Genomic DNA, 18,832 nt, shown 5'->3' with positions numbered 1-18,832 from the left:
TTTCGTTGCCCGCCCAACGGGCCTCAAACCCCCTTCCGCATAGGCCTTACTCGATGTCCGCTTTGATCTGTGGTTCTCTTGCCTTCGACACCATCATGGTGTTCCCGGACCAGTTCAAGAATCACATCCTGCCGGACAAGGTGCACATCCTGAATGTGTCGTTCCTGGTGCCGCGCATGCGTCGTGAATTCGGCGGTTGCGCCGGCAACATCGCCTACAACCTGTACCTGCTGGGTGGCGAGCCGATCCCGATGGGCACGGTGGGTTCGGATTTCGGCCCGTACCGCGAGTACTTCCAGGGCCTGGGCATCGACCTGAGCCGGGTCAAGGTGATCGATGAACTGTTCACCCCGCAGGCGTTCATCACCACCGATCACGACAACAACCAGATCACCGCCTTCCACCCGGGCGCGATGATGCGGTCCTACGAGAACCACGTGAAAGACGTGCCGGGCGTGACCCTGGGCCTGGTCGGCCCGGATGGGCGCGAGGGCATGATCCAGAACTCGCAGGAATTCTTCGAGGCCGGCGTGCCGTTCATCTTCGACCCGGGCCAGGCCATGCCGCTGTTCAACGGCCCGGAGCTGCGCACCTTCATCGAGCAGGCCGACTACGTCGTCGTCAACGACTACGAATCCAACCTGCTGCAGGAGCGCACCGGCTGGGATGAAAAAGCGATCGTGAGCCGGGTCAAGGCCTACATCACCACCCGTGGCCCCAAGGGCGCGGTCATCCACACCCCGGAAAAGACCTATGACATCCCGCCGGCGCACGAGCGCCGCGTGGTCGATCCGACCGGCTGTGGCGATGCGTTCCGCGCCGGCCTGATCTACGGCATCGAGAAGGGCTACGACTGGCTGACCATCGGCCGCATGGGCAACCTGATGGGCGCGCTGAAGGTCGAGCACCCGGGCACCCAGAACCAGCGCTTCACGTTCGATGAGTTCAATGAGCAGTTCAAGCAGCAGTTTGGTTACGCGTTAACCGCGTAACCAAACTGCCCGCGCATTCCACCTGATCCCCGCGCCGCTGGCGCGCCCCCTTGAGACGACTGCGCCTGTGGCGCAACCGTCCCGCGCATTCCACCTGATCCCCGCGCCTTCGGCGCGCCCCCTTGAGACGACTGCGCCCGTGGCGCAACCGTCCCGCGCATTCCACCTGATCCCCGCGCCGCTGGCGCGCCCCCTTGAACATCAAGGGGGCTCTCCACCAGAGAGGACTTTAGGGGTGATGAGGGTAGAGCCAGGCCATGCCTGGCTGCTTTCGAGCTCCATCGCCGGTAGACCGTGCGGCAAGCCGGTGTCCGCTGCAGTCAGGCCGAAACCCGGCTCTCTTCCCATGTCGCCAGCACCTGCCCGCAATCGGCCAGGTGCCAGCAGGCCATGCCCGGCCAAGGGTTGTCCGGGGTGTTGACCAGCAACGTGCGGGTGCCGGCGGCACGGCCGCATTCCAGGTCGAAGCGATGGTCGCCGACCATCACCATCTGGGCGGGAACGGCCTGCCAGCGCGCAACGAAGTACTGCAGCCCGGCCGGTGATGGCTTGGGCTCGGCTTCGTCACGGCCGATGATGTCATCGGTGGCGAACACGCCCCCGACACCGATCGCCTGCAGGGTCACCTCGGCGAGTTCGCGCGCATTGCGGGTCAGGATGCCCAGCCGGCAGCCTGTGGCGTGCAGGGTGCGTACCAGGGCCACCGCGCCGGGGGCGGCCTGTGCCTGCTCGGCCAGCGTACGTTCGTGTGCGAGCAGCCACGCATGCTTGGCCGCGGCCTCCTCGGCCGGCAGCGCGGCCAGATGGGTGAGGATGTCATCGTCCGGTGGAATCGCGAGGTCACGCTTGATGCGCTGGAAATCGTGCACCGCCACGGTCAGCGTGCCGTCCAGGTCAAACACCCAGTGACGGATCGCCGGCAGGCCCCTCACTGCCACCACGACGGCATGCGGCTGGCATCCACACCACCGGTTTCGAACACGGCCGTGCGCGTGCCACCGGCCTTGACCGGGAACTCGATGCTGATCACCTTGGCCTTGCGCGCCAGGTTCCACAGCGCTTTCTGGTCGGTGATGAACATCGCGATCGCTTCATCGGTATCCGGGCGCCAGGCGGCCATGGAGACCGGCTTGCCATCGTCGACGGTCACCTTGACCTGGCACTTCGGGCAGCGGAAATCGCCGGCCTGCAGCACGAGGTACGCATGGCGCTTCCATTCGGGATGATCGCGGAACACCAGCTGCACCGGCTTGGCACCGCTGCCATCCACGTCCACGCGCTCCTTGCTGTAGATCTGCGCCGAGGACTGGATGCCCTTGGTGCCGACCGGGATCTGGTTGTACTGCCACAGGGCCTGCAGACGGCGCGTTTCGCGCGCGGCCTCGGCCTTGGCCTTGACCTCGGCGTAGCCCGGTTCGATCCGGGCGGCGACGTCGGTGTCCTTGTACTGGTCCAGCAGCGAGCCACCGTGGATGCGGGCACGTTCCCAATCCTGCGCGGCGACCGCCATGTCGTACTGCTTGGCTACGCCTTCGGCCTTTTCTTCCTGCTGCGCCTTGGCGGCGGCCGCAGCGGCCTGCTGCGCCTGGCGCTCGGCTTCGGGGTTGCTGCACGCTGCCAGCGCAAAGGCGCAGGCCGCTACCAGGATCAGTCGCTTCATTGGGTGCTCCGTGTTGGACGATGGCGCGCAAGGCGCCTGCGCCTACTTTATCGCCAAGCGGCGCACGCCGGTGTGGCACCGATGGGCAGCGATTTCACTCCGTGCTCGGCTGTCCTTCGCGCCACCAGTGGGTGGACGGTGCCGGTGCGCGGATATCCAGACGTTCGCCCATGTGCGGCGCGGTCAGGGGCACGCCCTGTTCCTGCGCCAGCGTGGTGATGCGCTCGAACGGTTCCGTCCATGGGTGCAGGGCCAGATCGAAGGTGCCGTTGTGGATCGGCATCATCACCTTGCCGCGCACGTCCAGGTGCGCCTGCAGGCTCTGTTCGGGCTGCATGTGCACGTCCGGCCAATCCTCGCCGTAGGCCCCGGTTTCGATCATGGTCAGATCGAACGGGCCATAGCGCTCACCGATCCGGGCGAAGCCGTCGAAATAGCCGGTGTCACCGCTGAAGAAAAGCCGGGTACGCCCGGTGTCGATCACCCACGAGGCCCACAGCGTCCGGTTGCCGTCGGCCAGGGTGCGGCCGGAGAAGTGCTGGGCCGGCGTCGCCACGATCTTCAGGCCTTCCACGCGGGTGTCCTGCCACCAGTCCAGCTGCACGACCTTCGCCGCCGGCACGCCCCACGCGATCAGGCGGTCGCCCACGCCGAGGGCGGTGACGAAGTGCTGCACCTTGGGCGCCAGCGCCTGGATCGCGTCGTGATCGAGGTGGTCGTAATGGTCATGCGACACGATCACGCCGGTGATCGGCGGCAGTTCGTCGATGGTGAGCGGGGGCGCATGGAAGCGCTTGGGGCCCATGAACGACATCGGCGAGGCACGCTCGGAGAACACCGGGTCGGTCAGCCAGAAGTGGCCGTCCAGCTTCATCAGCATCGTCGAATGCCCCAACCGCCACAGGCTGTCGTCCGGTGCCTCGAGCAGGGCCTGGCGGGTCAGCGCCTGCACCGGGATCGGCGCCAGCGGGCTGGCATCGGCCGGCTTGTTGAACAGGAAACGCCACATCACCCCGACGGTGCGGAAGAAGCCGAGGTCGGTCTTGCCGGTGGGGTTGTGGAAGCGGCCGTCGCCGAATTGCGGCGACTGGTCATAGGCGGCCGCCGGGCGGGCACCGCAGGTCAACAGGCCAATGGACATGGCGATCAACACCGTCAGAAGGAGGAGGACACGAGGCAGGCGACGTTTCATGCGGGGCTTGCCCTGGAAAGTACACCGGCGAGTTTACTTGCCTTTTCCGAAAAGTAAACTGAACGGTGTAAAATAATCCGCATGACCGCCCCCGACCGCCCCAGCCGCCTCACCGACCGTAAACGCGAGGCCATCCTCCGCGCCGCGGTGGCCGAGTTCCGCGAATTCGGTTTCGCCGGCACCAGCATGGATCGCATCGCGGCCACGGCCGAGGTGTCCAAGCGCACCGTGTACAACCACTTCGCCAGCAAGGACGAGTTGTTCACCGCGATCCTGTGGCAGCTGTTCGAAGCCAGCCAGGCGCTGGATGTCGTGCCCTACGATCCGGCGCAGTCCCTGCGCGAGCAGCTGCTGGTCTTCGCGCAGCGGAAGATGCGCCTGCTCGACGACCCCGGCTTCATCGATCTCTCCCGGGTCGCGATGGCCGAACTGGTCCATGCCCCCGAGCGCGCGCGCGCGATGATGGACAAGCTGGCCGAGAAGGAAGAAGGCCTGACCGGCTGGATCCGCGCGGCCCAGGCCGATGGCCGGCTGCGCACGGACATGCCGCCGGCCGAGGCTGCGCACCAGTTGCAGGCGATGCTCAAGGCCTTTGCGTTCTGGCCGCAGATCACCTTCGGCCAGCCACCGCTGGCGCCGGCGCAGCAGCAGCAGGTGATGCACGATTGCGTGGACATGTTCCTGGCGGTGCGCGCGGTGTGACATAGGCTTCCACGCAAAGAAGCATGCCTTATCCAGTCGCGGAGGCGAGTTGGTCGGGCTCGGCTCGCGGTACGCAGGCAGGCATAAAAAAACGGCGGGTTTCCCCGCCGTTTTTCGTTCAACCGATGCGTCGGGCGATTACGGCTTGGCCGTGCCCGCCTCGGCCTTGTCCAGCATGTCCTGCACCGAGCCCGTGGTGATCGGGTGGTAGCCCGGCTTGGCCTTGGCGAAGGCCGCCTTGGCGAAGGCCAGGCCTTCCGGTGTCTTCACCAGTTCGGCGTAGATCGGCATGATCAGCTTGCGACGGCCAACGCGCTCGATGAACGCGCCGGCGGCGTCGTTCGCTTCGCTGTAGCCGCTGCGGATCGTCAACGGATACCAGCGCATCGCGATCTCGCCGTTGGCGGTACCGGTGAAGTGGTAGGCCTTGTCCAGCGCGGCCAGCTTCTCCACCGGCAGGGTCTTGCCCAGGCCGTCGATGAAGTGCACCCATTCCTGGGTGCCCCACTCGCCGGTGATCTGTGCGTTGGGCAGCGTGTTGCTGCCCTGCCAGGCGATGCGGGCGGTATCGACGATGGAGAAGTTGCGCGAGCGGGCCTTGGTCGCGAACGTCGGAATGCCCGGCTCGTCCAGCCATGCCTTCAGCTCGGCGTCGCTGACGGCGCCGGGCTTCTTGGACAGCAGGTTCTTCTTCAGGTACTCGACGAACTGGTCGGTGTTCGCGCTCTGGAAAGCATGGTCATCGAACCAGCCCCGCAGGAACGGATCGAAGGTCTCGCGGCCGAAGCGCTGTTCCAGGAACTGCAGGAACCATGCGCCCTTGACGTAGGCGACCTGGCTCAATGCCTCGTCCGGGTCACGCTCGCTCAGCGGCGGCAGGGCGAGGGCCTGGTCGGCCGCGCTCATGTCCTTCACTTCGGCGAGCAGATCGTTCTGGTCGATCTCGCGCTCCATCTCGGCCATTTCCTGGCCGTACAGCGCCTCGGTGATGCGGCCCTGCACGTAGGTGGTGAAGCCCTCGTTGAGCCAGATGTCCTTCCAGCTGGCGTTGGTCACCAGGTTGCCCGACCAGCTGTGCGCCAGTTCGTGGGCAACCAGGGAGACCAGCGACTTGTCGCCGACGATCACGGTCGGGGTAGCGAAGGTCAGGCGCGGGTTTTCCATGCCACCGAACGGGAACGACGGCGGCAGCACCAGCATGTCGTAGCGGCCCCAACGGTATTCGCCGTAGAGCTTCTCGGCAGCGCCGATCATTTTCTCGGTGTCTTCGAACTCCTTGGCGGCCTTGCCGACCATGGTCGGTTCGGCCCACACGCCGGAGCGGCCGGAGATCGGCTCGAACACCAGGTCGCCGGCGGCGATGGCCAGCAGGTAGGACGGGATCGGCTGCGGCATCTTGAAGGTGTAATCACCATCACGCGCGGCCTTGGGATCGTTGTCGGCGCTCATCAGCACCATCACGTCCGGGCGCGAGACCACGTGCGCGCTGTAGGTGAAGCGCACGCTCGGGGTGTCCTGCAGCGGCACCCAGGAACGGGCGTGGATCGCCTGCGACTGGCTGAACATGAAGGGCAGCTTCTTGCCCTCGGTCATCGACGGCTCCAGCCACTGCAGGCCCGAGGCGGTCGGTGCGGTGTGATAGGTGATCACGACCTTGGCCGGCTGATCCGGGGTCTCGATGCTCAGCTTGCTGCCGAACACCTTGTCGGCCGGCGCCAGCACGAACGGCAGCGGGGCAGCCTTGCCGTCGGCGGCGATCGCCTCGACCTTCTCCACCGTGAGCTCGCGGGTGTCCAGCACCAGCTGCTTGGCGGCCTTGTCCTTCCACTCCAGCGTGTAGGTCGCGGTGCCGCCGATCTGCTTGCTGTCGAAATCCAGCTTCAGGTCCAGCGCGATGTCCTTGACGACGACCTTGTCCGGCTCGGCGTACGAGCTTTCATCGTGGCTGCGGCTGTCGGCTTTCATGGCAGTGCTCGCCGGGGCGGTGGCAGTGGGATCGACGGTCGGAGCCGCCGGTTCTTTGGAACAGCCGGACGCCAGGGCGACGGCCAGGGGAATCAACAGGAACGGAGATCGCATGAACGGGACCGATCAGGGTGAAACGACCAGTTTACCCCCTGTCCCCGGCGCCCGCGCAGGCCATGCGTGCCGGTTCGCGCATTCAGTCCTCGGCGCGCAGCAGGCGCCCGCCTCCGGCGTACTTGGCCCGGTACATCGCCGCATCGGCGCGCCGGTAGGCCTCGCGCAGGTCATCGCCGGGGCGATACCCGGCCGCGCCGGCGCTGGCGCGTACCGGCGGGTCACCGGCACGCGCGGGCGCGGCCAGCTGCGCCAGCCAGCGCGTCACCCGCTCGCCGGCCTCGTTGCCATCGGCGTGCACGGCCAGCAGGAACTCATCACCGCCCCAGCGCCCGATCCAGTCGGGGCCGCGCAGCCACTGTCGCGCGGTCTCCACCAGCCGCACCAGCACCTGGTCGCCGGCCAGATGGCCGTGGGCGTCGTTGATCGGCTTGAGGTTGTCCAGATCGACAACGAACAGGGTCAGCGGACGGGCCTTCTCGCTGGCCCAGGCGGCGGACTCAGCCAGCGCCTGCTCGCAGCCGCGCCGGTTCAGGGCCTGGGTGAGCGGATCGAGCAGCACACTGCGGCGCAGATCACGCAGGCCGGCGTCCACGCCATGCAGATTGCGGTTGATGCTGCGCAGCAGCCGGCCGATCTCATCGTGGCCCAGATCGGGCAGATGCGGCAGGCGCTGCTCGTCGTAGTAGGCCTCCAGTGCATCGGCGGCCTGGCGCAGCGGCGCCATCAGGCGGTACAGCGCCATCATCGCGATCGCCGTGCCGAGCAGCGTGGCCAGCAGCACCACCCCGACCACGGTCCACATCATCCCGCGCTCATAGTGGCCGGTGGCGGCCATCCACAGCAGCAGGACCAGCAGCGGAACGTGCAGGCCAAGGAACACCACCGCCATCAGCTTGGCGGTGAACGAGCGGGGAAACACACGGGCAAGCCCGCGGTACAGACGCATGGCAGGCCCTCTTCGACAGCCTGCGTGCAGTGTGGCCGAGCTCCCTCAGCGGGAACCGGACCGCTGTCTCAAAGTTTGTAGCCGGAGTGAATCGAAACGATGCCACCGGTCAGGTTCTTGTAATGGCAGCGCTCGAAACCGGCCTCGGCCATCATGGTCTTGAGCTGCTCCTGCGGCGGATGCTTGCGGATGCTCTCGGCCAGGTACTGGTAGCTGTCGCCATCCCGCGCGAACAGCTGGCCTAGCTTGGGCAGGATCTTGAACGAGTGGAAATCGTAGATCGGCTTGAACCAGTCGGCGGTGACTTCGGAGAACTCCAGCACGCGCGCCTGGCCACCCACCTTGAGCACGCGATGCATCTCGCGCAGGCCGGCTTCCTTGTCGGTGACGTTGCGCAGGCCGAAGGCGATCGTGACCAGATCGAAGCTCGCATCCGGGAACGGCAGCGCCTCGGCGTTGCATTGCACGTAGTTCAGGCCTGCAACCAGGCCACGGTTGGTCAGCCGGTCACGGCCGACGGAGAGCATGCCGGCGTTGATATCGCCCAGCACCACTTCACCCTCATCACCCACCCGCTCCTTGATCAGCGCGGCGATATCGCCGGTGCCGCCGGCCAGATCCAGCACGCGGTCGCCCGGCTTCACCTGCGCGGTGGCGACGTAGTAGCGCTTCCACGCCCGGTGGATGCCCAGGCTCATCAGATCGTTCATCAGGTCGTAGCTGCGCGCGACCGAGGTGAACACTTCGCCCACCAGCTTCTGCTTGTCCTTGGCAGCGACATCGCGGAAGCCGAAATGGGTGGTGCCAGTCTTGTAGGGGGATTCGCTCATGGGGACGATTATCGCACCGCCGGCGCCGTTGCGGCAGGCCGCCCACTATCATGGGGGCCTTCACGTTCCTGGATTGCGCATGATCACCACCCCCGACTACGCCGCCCTGCTCGAAACCGCCATCGCCGAAGCCCGCCAGGGCCTGGCCGAAGGCGGCATCCCGATCGGGGCCGCGCTGTACCACAACGATGGCCGCCTGCTCGGCTGCGGCCACAACCGCCGCGTCCAGGAAGGCGACCCCTCGGTGCACGGCGAAACCGATGCCTTCCGCAAGGCCGGCCGCCAGCGCCGCTACCAGGACACCATCATGGTCACCACCCTGGCCCCGTGCTGGTACTGCAGCGGGCTGGTGCGCCAGTTCAACATCGGCACCGTGGTGGTGGGCGAGTCGGTCACCTTCCAGGGCGGCATCGCGTGGCTGCGCGAGAACGGGGTCAAGGTGATCGACATGCAGAGCCAGGCATGCATCGACCTGCTTGGCGGCTTCATCAGCGCCCATCCCGAGGTCTGGAACGAAGACATCGGCGAGTAAGAAACGCCACCGTTCCGCGCGGATCCGCCCGGAACCCGCCCGCGTGATGCCGATACGCAGCGCGCGGGCGCTGCAACGTTCTGAATGCTTCAGTGAGCGAGGCGGGTCGCAACGCCCTGTGCCACGGATGTATGCGTGCGACACCCTCACGTGCCGCACACCGCCGTGGGACATCGCCAACACGCCGCACTAACAACCGCGCTGCATGAACGCCTTAAGGTGGTTGCACAGGGGGCACCATCGTCGAGGAGACGTCATGCATGCCCAAACCCGCCGCACCTCCTCCGTCGAACCTGCGTTGATGGACGCGTGGGAAAGACTGCAGGTGCACTACGCACGCCACCACAACGCCGCGCCTTTCTGGGATGCCTACCAGGCGATCCAGGATGAGTTGACGCGGTCCCATCCGCATCATCGCGTCGCGGTCTGCAACCGGCTGGCGACCCTGGCCGAACGCCTGGGCGTGGTCCACCACGCGCAGCTGCTGGGCGAGCCACGGGGCGAACGCCGCCACACCGGCTCCACATCGCCATGACATCACATGCACCGCGCCCTACGCCATCATCCAGATTCCCTTCTTCCCATATTGAAGTGACCATGTCCTCCGCCCAGATCTCCATCCCTGCCGTCATCGATGTCGACGCCGAAGTCAGCTACTGGCGCCAGCGTCACGCCGACGGCAACCTCGGGACGGGCTCATTCGGCCATTACGTGCCGTGGATCAAATTCGCCTGCGATTCGCTGATCACGCAACCGCGTGCCAGCGATGAGCAGCGCGATGAAATGTTCCAGACCCACTACGCGCTGCAGATCATGCCGCGCCTGTCCGAAGAACAGGCTCGCCAGTTCGTCGACCAGTGCTGGGAACACGTCTACCATGCCGGCCGCCAGGACCTGTCCTCGCGCCCGCGGCTGCATGCCCGCGTCTGACCCGCGCCGGCTGCACAGCGCCTGCACGGCGCCCCTCCAATGATGCAGACACCTCGGCTCCCACCTGTCGTGCCTCATGAAACTGCGCAGTCTCTTCAACCTTGTCGCCAAGAAGGCGTCCTATGCGGCGGGAACGCCGTGGACCTTCCTGGCGGCGGTAACGATCGTGGTCGTCTGGGCCCTGAGCGGGCCGATCTTCACGTTCAACGACACCTGGCAGCTGGTGATCAACACCGGTACCACCATCATCACCTTCCTGATGGTGTTCCTGATCCAGCACAGCCAGAACGCGGATACCGCTGCGATCCAGATCAAGCTCGATGAGTTGATCCGCGCGACGAAAGAGGCCAACAACGAACTGCTCGATCTGGAAGAGCTGGACGAAGAACGCCTGGAAGAAATCCGCCGCGAGTACGAACGGATGGCCCGCGAAGCCGGCAGCGCACTGGATCGCGCGCGCCGCTGCCACGGCGATGGCCGGGCAGACGATCCCTGAGCGGCACGGGTGCGGCAACGTGGCCGCACCCGCGTGGATCATTCACCCGCGCTCGTGCCAACCGCCGCCGAGCACCTTGTACAACGCCACCTGGTTGGATTGCTGGGCCAGCTGCGTGCTGACCAGCGACTGCCGTGCGGTGTACGCGGTACGGCGTGCATCCAGCAGGGTCAGGAAGCTGTCCAGGCCGGCGTCATAGCGTGCCTGCGACAACTGCTGCGCCTGCTCCGCGGCAGCCACCAGCGCCTGCTGCGACGACAACTGCGCATCCAGACTCTCGTTGAGCGCCAAGGCATCGGCCGCCTCGCGGAAACCGACCTGGATCGCCTTCTCGTACTGCGCCAGCGCGATATCGCGGTCCGCCGTGGCCATGCCCAGATTGGCGCGCAGCTTACCGCCCTGGAAGATCGGCAGGGTGAGCTTGGGAATGAAGCTCCACACGCGTGTGCCGCTGTCGAACAGACCCGACAGCTCCGACGAGGCCGACCCGATGCTGCCGGTCAGGCTGATCGACGGGAAGAACGCCGCGCGCGCCGCACCGATGTTGGCGTTGGCCGAGAGCAACACGTGCTCGGCGGCCATCACGTCCGGCCGCTGCAGCAGCACATCGCCCGGCATCCCGGCCGGCAGCGGCCGCACGCTGGCGACCTCGGTCACCTCCGCCTGCGGCAGCAGCGCGGCATCGACCGGCCCACCGGCCAGCAGCACCAGTGCATTGCGGTCCTGCGCGACCTGCCCGGCAAAGCGCGCCACATCGGTGCGCGCGGTTTCCACCAGGGTGCGGGTCTGGCTCAGTTCCAGCGCCGAGGCGCCGCCGAGCTGGCGGCGGGCCTCGGTCAGGCGCAGCGAGTCCTCATAGGTCGCCAGCGTCGCTTGGGCGATCCGCAGCTGCTCGCTGTCCGCGCCCAAGGTCAGCCACGCATTGGCCACCTCGGCCACCAGCGACAGCTGCGCACTGCGGCGGTTGGCCGCTTCGGCGAAGTACTGCTGCAGCGCCGCCTGGCTGAGGTTGCGCACGCGGCCGAACAGATCCAGTTCGAACTCGACCACGCCGAGGTTGGCACTGAACTGCTCGGTCACCGGGGCATCGCCGCCACTGCGGGTCATCTGCCCCTGCACACCGACCGCCGGCACGCGGTCAGCGCGCTGGATGCGGTACTGCGCCCGGGCACGCTCGACATTGAGCACGGCCACGCGCAGGTCGCGGTTGTTCTCCAGGGATTGAGTGATCACCGTCTGCAGGCGCGGATCGACGAAGAAATCGCGCCAGCCGATGTCGGCCACCTCCATCGGTGCGGTGGTCTCCGCCCCCGCGGTGGCCGTGGCCGGCCACTGCGCGGGAATCGCCGGAGCGACTTCGGTGCTGCGCGGCTCCAGCGTCGAGCAACCGGACACCACCAGGCTCACGGCCAGCGCCAGGCTGGCCATCATGGGCTTACGCATCGGAACCTCCGGCGTTCTTGCCGTACTTCTTACGATTGAACACGCGCTGCACCACCACGAAGAACAGCGGGATGAAGAACACACCCAGCACCGTGCCGACCAGCATGCCGCCCAGCACGCCGGTACCGATGGCCTGCTGTGCGCCGGAACCGGCACCGGAGGCGATCGCCAGCGGCAGCACGCCCAGGCCGAAGGCCAGCGAGGTCATGATGATCGGGCGCAGACGGTCACGCACGGCGTGCATCGTCGCCTCGATCAGGCCCGCGCCCTTCTCCAGGTTTTCCTTGGCGAACTCCACGATCAGGATCGCGTTTTTACTGGTCAGACCCACCGTGGTCAGCATCGCCACCTGGAAGTAGATGTCGCGCTCCATGCCACGCATGGTGTTGGCCAGCACTGCGCCGAGGATGCCCAGCGGCGCCACCAGCAGCACCGAGGTCGGTACGCTCCAGCTTTCATACAGCGCGGCCAGGCACAGGAACACGATCAGCAGCGACAGCGTGTACAGCAGCGGCGTCTGCGAACCGGCCTGGCGTTCCTGGTAGGACAGCGCGGTCCACTCGATGTCGAAACCGGCCGGCAATTGCTTGGCGAGCTTCTCCACTTCGTTCATCGCATCGCCCGAGGCCACCCCTTGCGCCGGCTCGCCCTGGATTTCCATCGCGGACACGCCGTTGTAGCGCTCCAGGCGCGGCGAACCATAGTCCCAGCGCTGGCTGGCGAAGGCCGAGAACGGCACCATCTCACCGGCGGTGTTCTTGACCGACCACAGGTTGAAGTCTTCCGGGTTCATGCGGAACGGCGCATCGGACTGCACGTACACGCGCTTGACCCGGCCACGGTCGATGAAATCATCGATGTAGCTGCTGCCCCACGCCGCCGCCAGCGTGGTGTTGACCGCCTCCAGCGACAGGCCCAGTGCACTCGCCTTGCCGACGTCGATGTCGATGCGCAGCTGCGGGGTGTCTTCCTGGCCGTTGGGGCGCACGTTGGCCAGCAGCTTGCTTTGCCCAGCCATGCCTAGCAGCTGGTTGCGTGCGTCCAGCAGCGCCTGGTGACCGGCACCGCTGGTGTCCTTCAGGAAGAAGGTGTAGCCCGACCCGATGCCCAGTTCCGGCATTGCCGGCGGCGGGAAGGCGAAGATGAAGGCATCCTTGATTCCGCCCAGCGCCGCCATCGCCCGCCCGGTGATCGGCATCGCGCCCTGGTCGGCATCACGGTCCTTCCAGTCCTTGAGCTTGACGAAGGCCATGCCCGCGTTCTGGCCCATGCCGGCGAAGCTGAAGCCCTGCACCGAGAAGATCGACTCGATCGCGTCGGCCTCGTTCTCCATGAAGTGCTTTTCGAGCTTGTCGATCGATTCCAGCGTACGTTCCTGGGTGGCACCGACCGGGGTCTGCACCAGCGCCATCAGGATGCCCTGGTCTTCATTGGGCAGGAACGAGCTGGGCAGGCGCATGAACAGCAGGCCCATCACCAGGGCGAGCGCAGCAAACACACCCATGAAGCGCCACGGACGGCCGAGGATGCCGCGCACGCCACGCTGATACTTCGCGCTGGAGCTGTCGAAGCCACGGTTGAAGGCGTTGAAGAAGCGACCCGACCAGCCCTTGTGGGCCACGTGGTGCTCGCCCTTCTTGAGCGGCTTGAGCATGGTGGCGCACAGCGCCGGGGTCAGCACGATCGCAACCAGCACCGACAGCGCCATCGCCGAGACGATGGTGGCCGAGAACTGGCGGTAGATGACGCCGGTGGCGCCGCTCATGAAGGCCATCGGCACGAACACCGCCGACAGCACCAGGCCGATGCCGACCAGTGCGCCGGTGATCTGGGTCATCGATTTGCGTGTCGCTTCCAGCGGTGACAGGCCCTCTTCGGACATGATCCGCTCGACGTTCTCCACCACCACGATCGCGTCATCGACCAGCAGGCCGATCGCCAGCACCATCGCGAACATGGTCAGCATGTTCACCGAGAAGCCCAGCGCGGCCAGGATGCCGAACGTGCCCAGCAGCACCACCGGCACCGCGATCGTCGGGATCAGGGTCGCGCGGAAGTTCTGCAGGAACAGGTACATCACCAGGAACACCAGCACGATCGCTTCGATCAGGGTCTTGATCACGCCCTTGATCGAGACCTGCACGAACGGCGTGGTGTCATACGGCACCACCGCCTTCAGGCCGGCCGGGAAGTTCGGGGCCATTTCATCCAGGGTGGCCCGCACACCGTTGGCGGTGGCCAGCGCGTTGGCGCCGGTGGCCAGGGTGATCGCGATACCCGAGGAAGGCTTGCCGTTGTAGCGGGTGACGAAGTCGTACGATTCCGCGCCCAGCTCCACGCGGGCCACGTCGGCCAGGCGCAGTTCGGCACCATCCTGCGCGCTGCGCACGATGATGTTGCGGAACTGCTCCGGGGTCTGCAGGCGGTCCTGCGCGTTGATGGTCGCGTTGAGCTGCTGGCCCTTGATCGACGGCGCGCCGCCGAGCTGGCCGATGGCGACCTGCGCGTTCTGCGCGGTGATCGCCGCGATCACTTCGGCAGTGGACAGCTTGTAGGTGTGCAGCTTGTTGGGGTCCAGCCAGATGCGCATGGCGTACTTGCCACCGAACACCTGGATGTTGCCCACGCCCGGCACACGGCTCAGCGGATCGACGATGTTGGAGCCGACGTAATCGGAGATGTCGTTGGCATCCATGCTGCCATCTTCAGAGACGAAGCCGAGCACCTGCAGGAAGCCGCTGCTCGATTTGGCCACGTTGATGCCCTGGCGCTGCACTTCCTGCGGCAGCAGTGGCATGGCCAGCTGCAGCTTGTTCTGCACCTGCACCTGGGCGATGTCCGGGTCGGTGCCGCTCTGGAAGGTCAGCGTGATCGTGGCCTGGCCATTGGAGGAGCTGTTGGAGGAGAAGTAGATCAGGCCATCCAGGCCCTTCATGTTCTGCTCGATGATCTGCGTCACCGAATCCTCGACCACCTTGGCCGATGCACCCGGATAATTGGCGCTGATCTCGACGGCCGGCGGTGCCACTTCCGGGTACATCGACACCGGCAGCTTGAGCACCGCCAGGCCACCGGCGAGCATGATGATGATCGCAATCACCCACGCGAAGATGGGGCGATCAATGAAAAAACGTGCCATGGAATTCTCCGGTTACTGCTGGGCGGCGGGAGCCGCCGGCGCGGCGGCCGGCTTGGCCGGGGCCGCGCCCATTTCGGTGGCCTGCACGGGCATGCCCGGCTGGATCTTCTGCAGGCCTTCGACGATGACCTTGTCACCCGCCTTCAGCCCGTCTTCCACCAGCCACTTGTCGCCGAGCGAACGGCTGACCTTGACCTGCCGCACTTCGACCTTGTCGTCCTTGCCGACCACCATGGCGCTGGTATCGCCCTTGGGATCGCGGGCGATGCCCTGCATCGGCACCAGGATCGCGTTGTCGCGCACGCCGCTGCCGACCTGGGCACGCACGTACATGCCCGGCATCAGCACCTGGTCCGGGTTCTCGACCTTGACCCGCAGCGCGTAGCTGCCGGTGGTCGGGTCCACGCTGACTTCGGAGAATTCCAGCGTGCCCTTGTGGTCGAACTCGGTGCCGTCATCGAGCAGGATCGTCACCGGCAGGGTCTGGTTGTCCTGCAGGCGGCCGCTGGCCAGCTCGCGGCGCAGCTGCAGCAGCTCGCTGGCGGACTGGGTCAGATCGACATAGATCGGGTTCAACTGCTGCACGGTGGCCAGTGCTTCGGCCTGGCCGGCGCTGACCAGTGCGCCCTGGGTGACGGACGACTTGCCGATGCGGCCGCTGATCGGCGCGGTGATGCGGGCATAGCCCAGCGTCACGTTGGCGGCGTCCAGCGAGGCACGCGCGGCGCCCACATCGGCCTCGGCCTGCTTGAGCGCGGCGATCGCGTTCTCGTTGTCCTGGGTGCTGACCGCCTCGACCTTGGCCAGCTCGCCGATGCGCTTGGCGCTCAGGCGTGCGGCATTGGCGGTGGCTTCGGCGCGGGCCAGCTGGGCACGGGCGCTGTTGGCCTGGGCGCGATAGCTGGCGTCATCGAGCTGATACAGCGGCTGGCCCGCAGTGACCAGGCCGCCTTCGGTGAACAGCCGCTTGGCCACGATGCCATTGACCTGCGGGCGCACTTCGGCGACCAGGAAGGCATTGGTGCGGCCCGGCAGTTCGCGGGTCAGGCCGACCTGCTCGGCCTTGAGGGTGGCCACGGTCACCTGGCCGGGGCCGCCCTGCGGACCCTCCTGCTCACCACCGCCACAGGCGGACACGGTCAGGGCGATCGCGAGGGACAGCGCGAGAAGACGGTACGGGGTTCTGGACATGGCGGTAGGGGCTCGCAGACGGAAAAAGGGCGCGCCTGCAGCCCAACTTCCGATAAAAGCGAAGAATGACGACAAACAGGCAGCAAATGACGGCAAGTATCCGAAACGAGACCCGCCGGCGCGCGCAGGCAGTCCTCGCTGAGGATCAGTGGGGCGCAAATATACATACATGCATGTTTGTTTGTAAAGCGGTACAATTCAGGCCGGTTTCATCCAGCAACTGCACAGCGCAATGGCCAGAAAAACCAAAGAAGAGGCGCAGGCCACCCGCGAGGGCATCCTCGATGCGGCCCAGGTCTGTTTCCATGAATACGGGGTCGCCGGCACCAGCCTGGCGATGATCGGCGCGCGCGCCGGATTCACCCGCGGCGCGGTGTACTGGCACTTCAAGAACAAGGCCGAAGTGCTGACCGCGATGATCGACCGTGAGCGCGTGCCGTTCATCGAGCGGATGCGTCGCACCACCTCGGCCAAGCGCAGCACGCCGATCCTGGACCTGCGCTCGGCGCTGCTGGTCTCCTTCCGGGAGCTGGCCGAAGACGAACGCCTGCGCAACATGATGGAAATCATGCTGCGCAACGATCTGTCTGTGGAAAGCCAGGCAATGCAGGCGCTGCAGCTGGAGGCATCGCGTGAGGAGCTGGGCATTTTCGCGGCCGCGTTCCAGCGCGCGCGGGAGTTGGGACAGCTGCGCGAGGGGGTGGACGTGGACACGGTGGCGCGCATCGTGAGCACCAGCCTGACCGGGGTGCTGTATAGCGCAATGCTGGAACCGGAGCTGTTCGAGATCCAGCGCGATGGCGCGCAGACGCTGGATGCGATCCTCAGCGCATTCGTGCAGCCGGGTGTATTCACCCCGGGCGCCCCGCCGACCGCCCTGCCAACCGACGACGACGCCTGAGGCGAAGGACGGGTTGGTCGAGCGCTGGGGCGCGATGCCCTTGCCGGCGAATGTCCTCCGGCGCCGGCCTGCGGCCGCCCCCTCCCCCTTGAGTTCGCCCACAAGGGCATCGCGCCCCAACGTGTACAGACCACTGGCGCCCAAAGAAAGGCCGCCTTTCCCGCGCGCGGACCACACGCGGACCCCGTAGCGGCCGGCAGCCCCAAACGGAGACAGCGTTTGACAGAAGAAGCAAAAAAAACGGCGACACCGAAGTGCCGCCGTTCTTCCTACCACCCGATCGTTGCGTGCCGTTACAGGATGTAGCGGCTCAAGTCCGGATCCTGTACCAGCTCACCCAGGTGCGCGTCGACGTAGGCCTGGTCGATGCTGATGGTCTCACCATCGCGGTCCGGGGCTTCATAGCTCAGCGTATCCAGCAGGCGCTCCAGCACCGTGTGCAGGCGGCGCGCGCCGATGTTTTCCTGGCGCTCGTTCACCTGGAAGGCGATCTCGGCCAAGCGGTCCACCGCGTCGATCGTGAACTTCATCGAGACGCCTTCAGTCTGCAGCAGCGCTTCGTACTGCTTGGTCAGCGCGGCCCTCGGCTCGGTCAGGATGCGCACGAAGTCCTGCTTGCTCAGCGCGCCCAGCTCCACGCGGATCGGGAAACGACCCTGCAGTTCCGGGATCAGATCGCTGGGTTTGGCCAGGTGGAACGCACCGGAGGCGATGAACAGGATGTGGTCGGTCTTGATCGTGCCGTACTTGGTGGACACGTTGGAGCCTTCCACCAGCGGCAGCAGATCGCGCTGCACGCCTTCGCGCGAGACATCGCCCCCCCCGACGTTGTCGCCGCGCTTGGCGACCTTGTCGATCTCATCGATGAACACGATGCCGTGCTGCTCGCAGGCTTCGATCGCCGCGCTGCGGATGTCGTCTTCGTTGACCAGCTTGCCGGCCTCTTCCTCGATCAGCAGCGGGCGCGCGGCCTTGATCGACAGCGTACGCTTCTGCGCCTTCGCGCCGCCCATGCTGGAGAACATCTGGCGCAGCTGCTGGCCCATTTCTTCCATGCCCGGCGGGGTCATGATGTCCATGCTGACATTGGCCGACACTTCCAGTTCGATCTCGCGCTCGTCCAGCTCACCGTTGCGCAGCATGCGGCGGAACTTGATGCGGGTCTCGTTGTCCTGCGCGGACGGCTCATTGCGCGCGGCTTCGGCATCGAAGCCGATACCGGTGCTGCGGCGCGGCAGCAGCGCATCGAGGATGCGGTCTTCGGCGCGCTCTTCGGCCTGGGTGCGCACGCGCACCTTGGCCTGCTCGCGATACAGCTTGACCGCGGTATCGGCCAGGTCGCGGATGATCTGCTCCACGTCCTTGCCGACGTAGCCGACCTCGGTGAAGCGGGTCGCCTCGACCTTGACGAACGGCGCATTGGCCAGCGTGGCCAGGCGACGTGCGATCTCGGTCTTGCCGACGCCGGTCGGGCCGATCATCAGGATGTTCTTGGGCATGACTTCGTTGCGCAGTTCGGCCGGCAGCTGCATGCGGCGCCAGCGGTTGCGCAGCGCGATGGCGACCGCGCGCTTGGCATCGTGCTGGCCAACGATGTGCCGGTCCAGTTCCTGCACGATCTCGCGCGGGGTCATGGTGGCGGAAGAAACTTCAATCTTGTGCGGCATGGGTGTGCTCACGAGGATATGGGGTGGAATGACGTATCACCGGCCTGCCTGGCAGCGACGTAACGCTGATGTGGAGCCACGCCATGCGTGGCTGACCGGATACCGCCGCCACCCAAGGCCTGGCTCTAC

17 protein-coding genes are annotated in these 18,832 nt (G+C 66.2%); 7 read left to right on the top strand and 10 right to left on the bottom strand.

The window, feature by feature from the left end; translation table 11 throughout:
- Positions 1-53: 53 nt before the first annotated feature.
- Positions 54-992, top strand: a complete 939-nt coding sequence (locus QMX81_RS08420) for a carbohydrate kinase family protein (RefSeq protein WP_121039915.1) — start codon at positions 54-56, stop codon at positions 990-992.
- 320 nt (positions 993-1,312) lie between these two features.
- Here the strand turns inward: QMX81_RS08420 and QMX81_RS08415 are convergent, their stop codons facing one another.
- The 3 genes from QMX81_RS08415 to QMX81_RS08405 form a co-directional block, all read right to left on the bottom strand.
- Positions 1,313-1,933: an HAD family hydrolase gene (locus QMX81_RS08415; RefSeq protein WP_282260517.1), complete on the bottom strand. Its 621-nt coding sequence runs from the start codon at positions 1,931-1,933 to the stop codon at positions 1,313-1,315.
- Positions 1,921-2,652: a hypothetical protein gene (locus tag QMX81_RS08410; protein ID WP_121039921.1), complete on the bottom strand. Its 732-nt coding sequence runs from the start codon at positions 2,650-2,652 to the stop codon at positions 1,921-1,923. Before QMX81_RS08410 ends, QMX81_RS08415 begins: the two co-directional genes overlap by 13 nt.
- Before the next feature lie 94 nt (positions 2,653-2,746).
- Positions 2,747-3,793, bottom strand: a complete 1,047-nt coding sequence (locus QMX81_RS08405; RefSeq protein WP_282260514.1) for an MBL fold metallo-hydrolase — start codon at positions 3,791-3,793, stop codon at positions 2,747-2,749.
- A 132-nt stretch (positions 3,794-3,925) separates the two neighbouring features.
- Between QMX81_RS08405 and QMX81_RS08400 the strand changes: the two genes are divergently transcribed.
- Positions 3,926-4,546, top strand: coding sequence for a TetR/AcrR family transcriptional regulator (locus QMX81_RS08400; protein ID WP_282260512.1), 621 nt, complete (start codon positions 3,926-3,928; stop codon positions 4,544-4,546).
- A 138-nt stretch (positions 4,547-4,684) separates the two neighbouring features.
- Here QMX81_RS08400 and QMX81_RS08395 read toward each other — a convergent pair whose 3' ends face one another.
- From QMX81_RS08395 to ubiE, 3 genes are all read right to left on the bottom strand, one after another.
- Complete coding sequence (locus QMX81_RS08395) at positions 4,685-6,625, bottom strand: M1 family metallopeptidase (RefSeq protein ID WP_121039931.1); 1,941 nt, start codon at positions 6,623-6,625, stop codon at positions 4,685-4,687.
- A gap of 82 nt (positions 6,626-6,707) precedes the next feature.
- Complete coding sequence (locus tag QMX81_RS08390; protein ID WP_121039934.1) at positions 6,708-7,574, bottom strand: GGDEF domain-containing protein; 867 nt, start codon at positions 7,572-7,574, stop codon at positions 6,708-6,710.
- A gap of 68 nt (positions 7,575-7,642) precedes the next feature.
- Positions 7,643-8,404 (bottom strand): bifunctional demethylmenaquinone methyltransferase/2-methoxy-6-polyprenyl-1,4-benzoquinol methylase UbiE, encoded by a 762-nt coding sequence (ubiE, locus tag QMX81_RS08385; protein ID WP_070471930.1) that lies wholly within the window; start codon positions 8,402-8,404, stop codon positions 7,643-7,645.
- A 79-nt stretch (positions 8,405-8,483) separates the two neighbouring features.
- Between ubiE and QMX81_RS08380 the strand changes: the two genes are divergently transcribed.
- The 4 genes from QMX81_RS08380 to QMX81_RS08365 all read left to right on the top strand — a co-directional run bounded on the left by QMX81_RS08380 (position 8,484) and on the right by QMX81_RS08365 (position 10,362).
- Positions 8,484-8,936: a nucleoside deaminase gene (locus QMX81_RS08380; protein ID WP_121039940.1), complete on the top strand. Its 453-nt coding sequence runs from the start codon at positions 8,484-8,486 to the stop codon at positions 8,934-8,936.
- Positions 8,937-9,192: 256 nt separating this feature from the next.
- Positions 9,193-9,471 carry a hypothetical protein gene (locus QMX81_RS08375; protein ID WP_121039943.1) on the top strand — a complete coding sequence of 93 codons (279 nt, stop codon included), beginning with the start codon at positions 9,193-9,195 and terminating at the stop codon, positions 9,469-9,471.
- A 62-nt stretch (positions 9,472-9,533) separates the two neighbouring features.
- Positions 9,534-9,866 (top strand): hypothetical protein, encoded by a 333-nt coding sequence (locus QMX81_RS08370; protein WP_019186055.1) that lies wholly within the window; start codon positions 9,534-9,536, stop codon positions 9,864-9,866.
- Positions 9,867-9,942: 76 nt separating this feature from the next.
- A complete protein-coding gene (locus tag QMX81_RS08365) occupies positions 9,943-10,362 on the top strand; it encodes a low affinity iron permease family protein (protein ID WP_121039946.1) in 420 nt (139 codons plus the stop codon).
- Between the two features lie 42 nt (positions 10,363-10,404).
- Here the strand turns inward: QMX81_RS08365 and QMX81_RS08360 are convergent, their stop codons facing one another.
- Genes QMX81_RS08360 through smeD form a run of 3 tightly spaced genes read right to left on the bottom strand, consistent with a single transcriptional unit; the run spans position 10,405 to position 16,135 of the window.
- Positions 10,405-11,805 carry an efflux transporter outer membrane subunit gene (locus QMX81_RS08360; RefSeq protein ID WP_282260500.1) on the bottom strand — a complete coding sequence of 467 codons (1,401 nt, stop codon included), beginning with the start codon at positions 11,803-11,805 and terminating at the stop codon, positions 10,405-10,407.
- Positions 11,798-14,944: a multidrug efflux RND transporter permease subunit SmeE gene (smeE, locus tag QMX81_RS08355; protein ID WP_121039953.1), complete on the bottom strand. Its 3,147-nt coding sequence runs from the start codon at positions 14,942-14,944 to the stop codon at positions 11,798-11,800. The genes QMX81_RS08360 and smeE overlap by 8 nt, the downstream gene beginning before the upstream one ends.
- A 12-nt stretch (positions 14,945-14,956) precedes the next feature.
- Entirely contained in the window at positions 14,957-16,135 is a 1,179-nt protein-coding gene (smeD, locus tag QMX81_RS08350) for a multidrug efflux RND transporter periplasmic adaptor subunit SmeD (protein WP_123730148.1), read from the bottom strand.
- Positions 16,136-16,367: 232 nt separating this feature from the next.
- Between smeD and QMX81_RS08345 the strand changes: the two genes are divergently transcribed.
- Positions 16,368-17,036 (top strand): TetR family transcriptional regulator, encoded by a 669-nt coding sequence (locus QMX81_RS08345; RefSeq protein ID WP_121039959.1) that lies wholly within the window; start codon positions 16,368-16,370, stop codon positions 17,034-17,036.
- 293 nt (positions 17,037-17,329) lie between these two features.
- Here QMX81_RS08345 and hslU read toward each other — a convergent pair whose 3' ends face one another.
- Entirely contained in the window at positions 17,330-18,703 is a 1,374-nt protein-coding gene (gene hslU / locus QMX81_RS08340; protein ID WP_282260493.1) for an ATP-dependent protease ATPase subunit HslU, read from the bottom strand.
- Positions 18,704-18,832 lie beyond the last annotated feature (129 nt).

It is taken from the genome of Stenotrophomonas sp. PS02301 (assembly GCF_029959485.1).
Classification (GTDB): Bacteria; Pseudomonadota; Gammaproteobacteria; order Xanthomonadales; family Xanthomonadaceae; genus Stenotrophomonas; species Stenotrophomonas maltophilia_Z.
This window is presented reverse-complemented; position numbering and strand designations above follow the sequence as displayed.

Bases quoted from the DNA above. Each gene is read 5' to 3' on its own strand.
- QMX81_RS08395 (WP_121039931.1), bottom strand. From the start codon at position 6,625: ATGCGATCTCCGTTCCTGTTGATTCCCCTGGCCGTCGCCCTGGCGTCC.
- ubiE (WP_070471930.1), bottom strand. From the start codon at position 8,404: ATGAGCGAATCCCCCTACAAGACTGGCACCACCCATTTCGGCTTCCGC.
- QMX81_RS08405 (WP_282260514.1), bottom strand. From the start codon at position 3,793: ATGTCCATTGGCCTGTTGACCTGCGGTGCCCGCCCGGCGGCCGCCTAT.
- smeD (WP_123730148.1), bottom strand. From the start codon at position 16,135: ATGTCCAGAACCCCGTACCGTCTTCTCGCGCTGTCCCTCGCGATCGCC.
- QMX81_RS08390 (WP_121039934.1), bottom strand. From the start codon at position 7,574: ATGCGTCTGTACCGCGGGCTTGCCCGTGTGTTTCCCCGCTCGTTCACC.
- QMX81_RS08370 (WP_019186055.1), top strand. From the start codon at position 9,534: ATGTCCTCCGCCCAGATCTCCATCCCTGCCGTCATCGATGTCGACGCC.
- QMX81_RS08345 (WP_121039959.1), top strand. From the start codon at position 16,368: ATGGCCAGAAAAACCAAAGAAGAGGCGCAGGCCACCCGCGAGGGCATC.
- smeE (WP_121039953.1), bottom strand. From the start codon at position 14,944: ATGGCACGTTTTTTCATTGATCGCCCCATCTTCGCGTGGGTGATTGCG.
- QMX81_RS08420 (WP_121039915.1), top strand. From the start codon at position 54: ATGTCCGCTTTGATCTGTGGTTCTCTTGCCTTCGACACCATCATGGTG.
- QMX81_RS08380 (WP_121039940.1), top strand. From the start codon at position 8,484: ATGATCACCACCCCCGACTACGCCGCCCTGCTCGAAACCGCCATCGCC.
- QMX81_RS08365 (WP_121039946.1), top strand. From the start codon at position 9,943: ATGAAACTGCGCAGTCTCTTCAACCTTGTCGCCAAGAAGGCGTCCTAT.
- QMX81_RS08410 (WP_121039921.1), bottom strand. From the start codon at position 2,652: ATGAAGCGACTGATCCTGGTAGCGGCCTGCGCCTTTGCGCTGGCAGCG.
- QMX81_RS08400 (WP_282260512.1), top strand. From the start codon at position 3,926: ATGACCGCCCCCGACCGCCCCAGCCGCCTCACCGACCGTAAACGCGAG.
- QMX81_RS08375 (WP_121039943.1), top strand. From the start codon at position 9,193: ATGCATGCCCAAACCCGCCGCACCTCCTCCGTCGAACCTGCGTTGATG.
- QMX81_RS08360 (WP_282260500.1), bottom strand. From the start codon at position 11,805: ATGCGTAAGCCCATGATGGCCAGCCTGGCGCTGGCCGTGAGCCTGGTG.
- hslU (WP_282260493.1), bottom strand. From the start codon at position 18,703: ATGCCGCACAAGATTGAAGTTTCTTCCGCCACCATGACCCCGCGCGAG.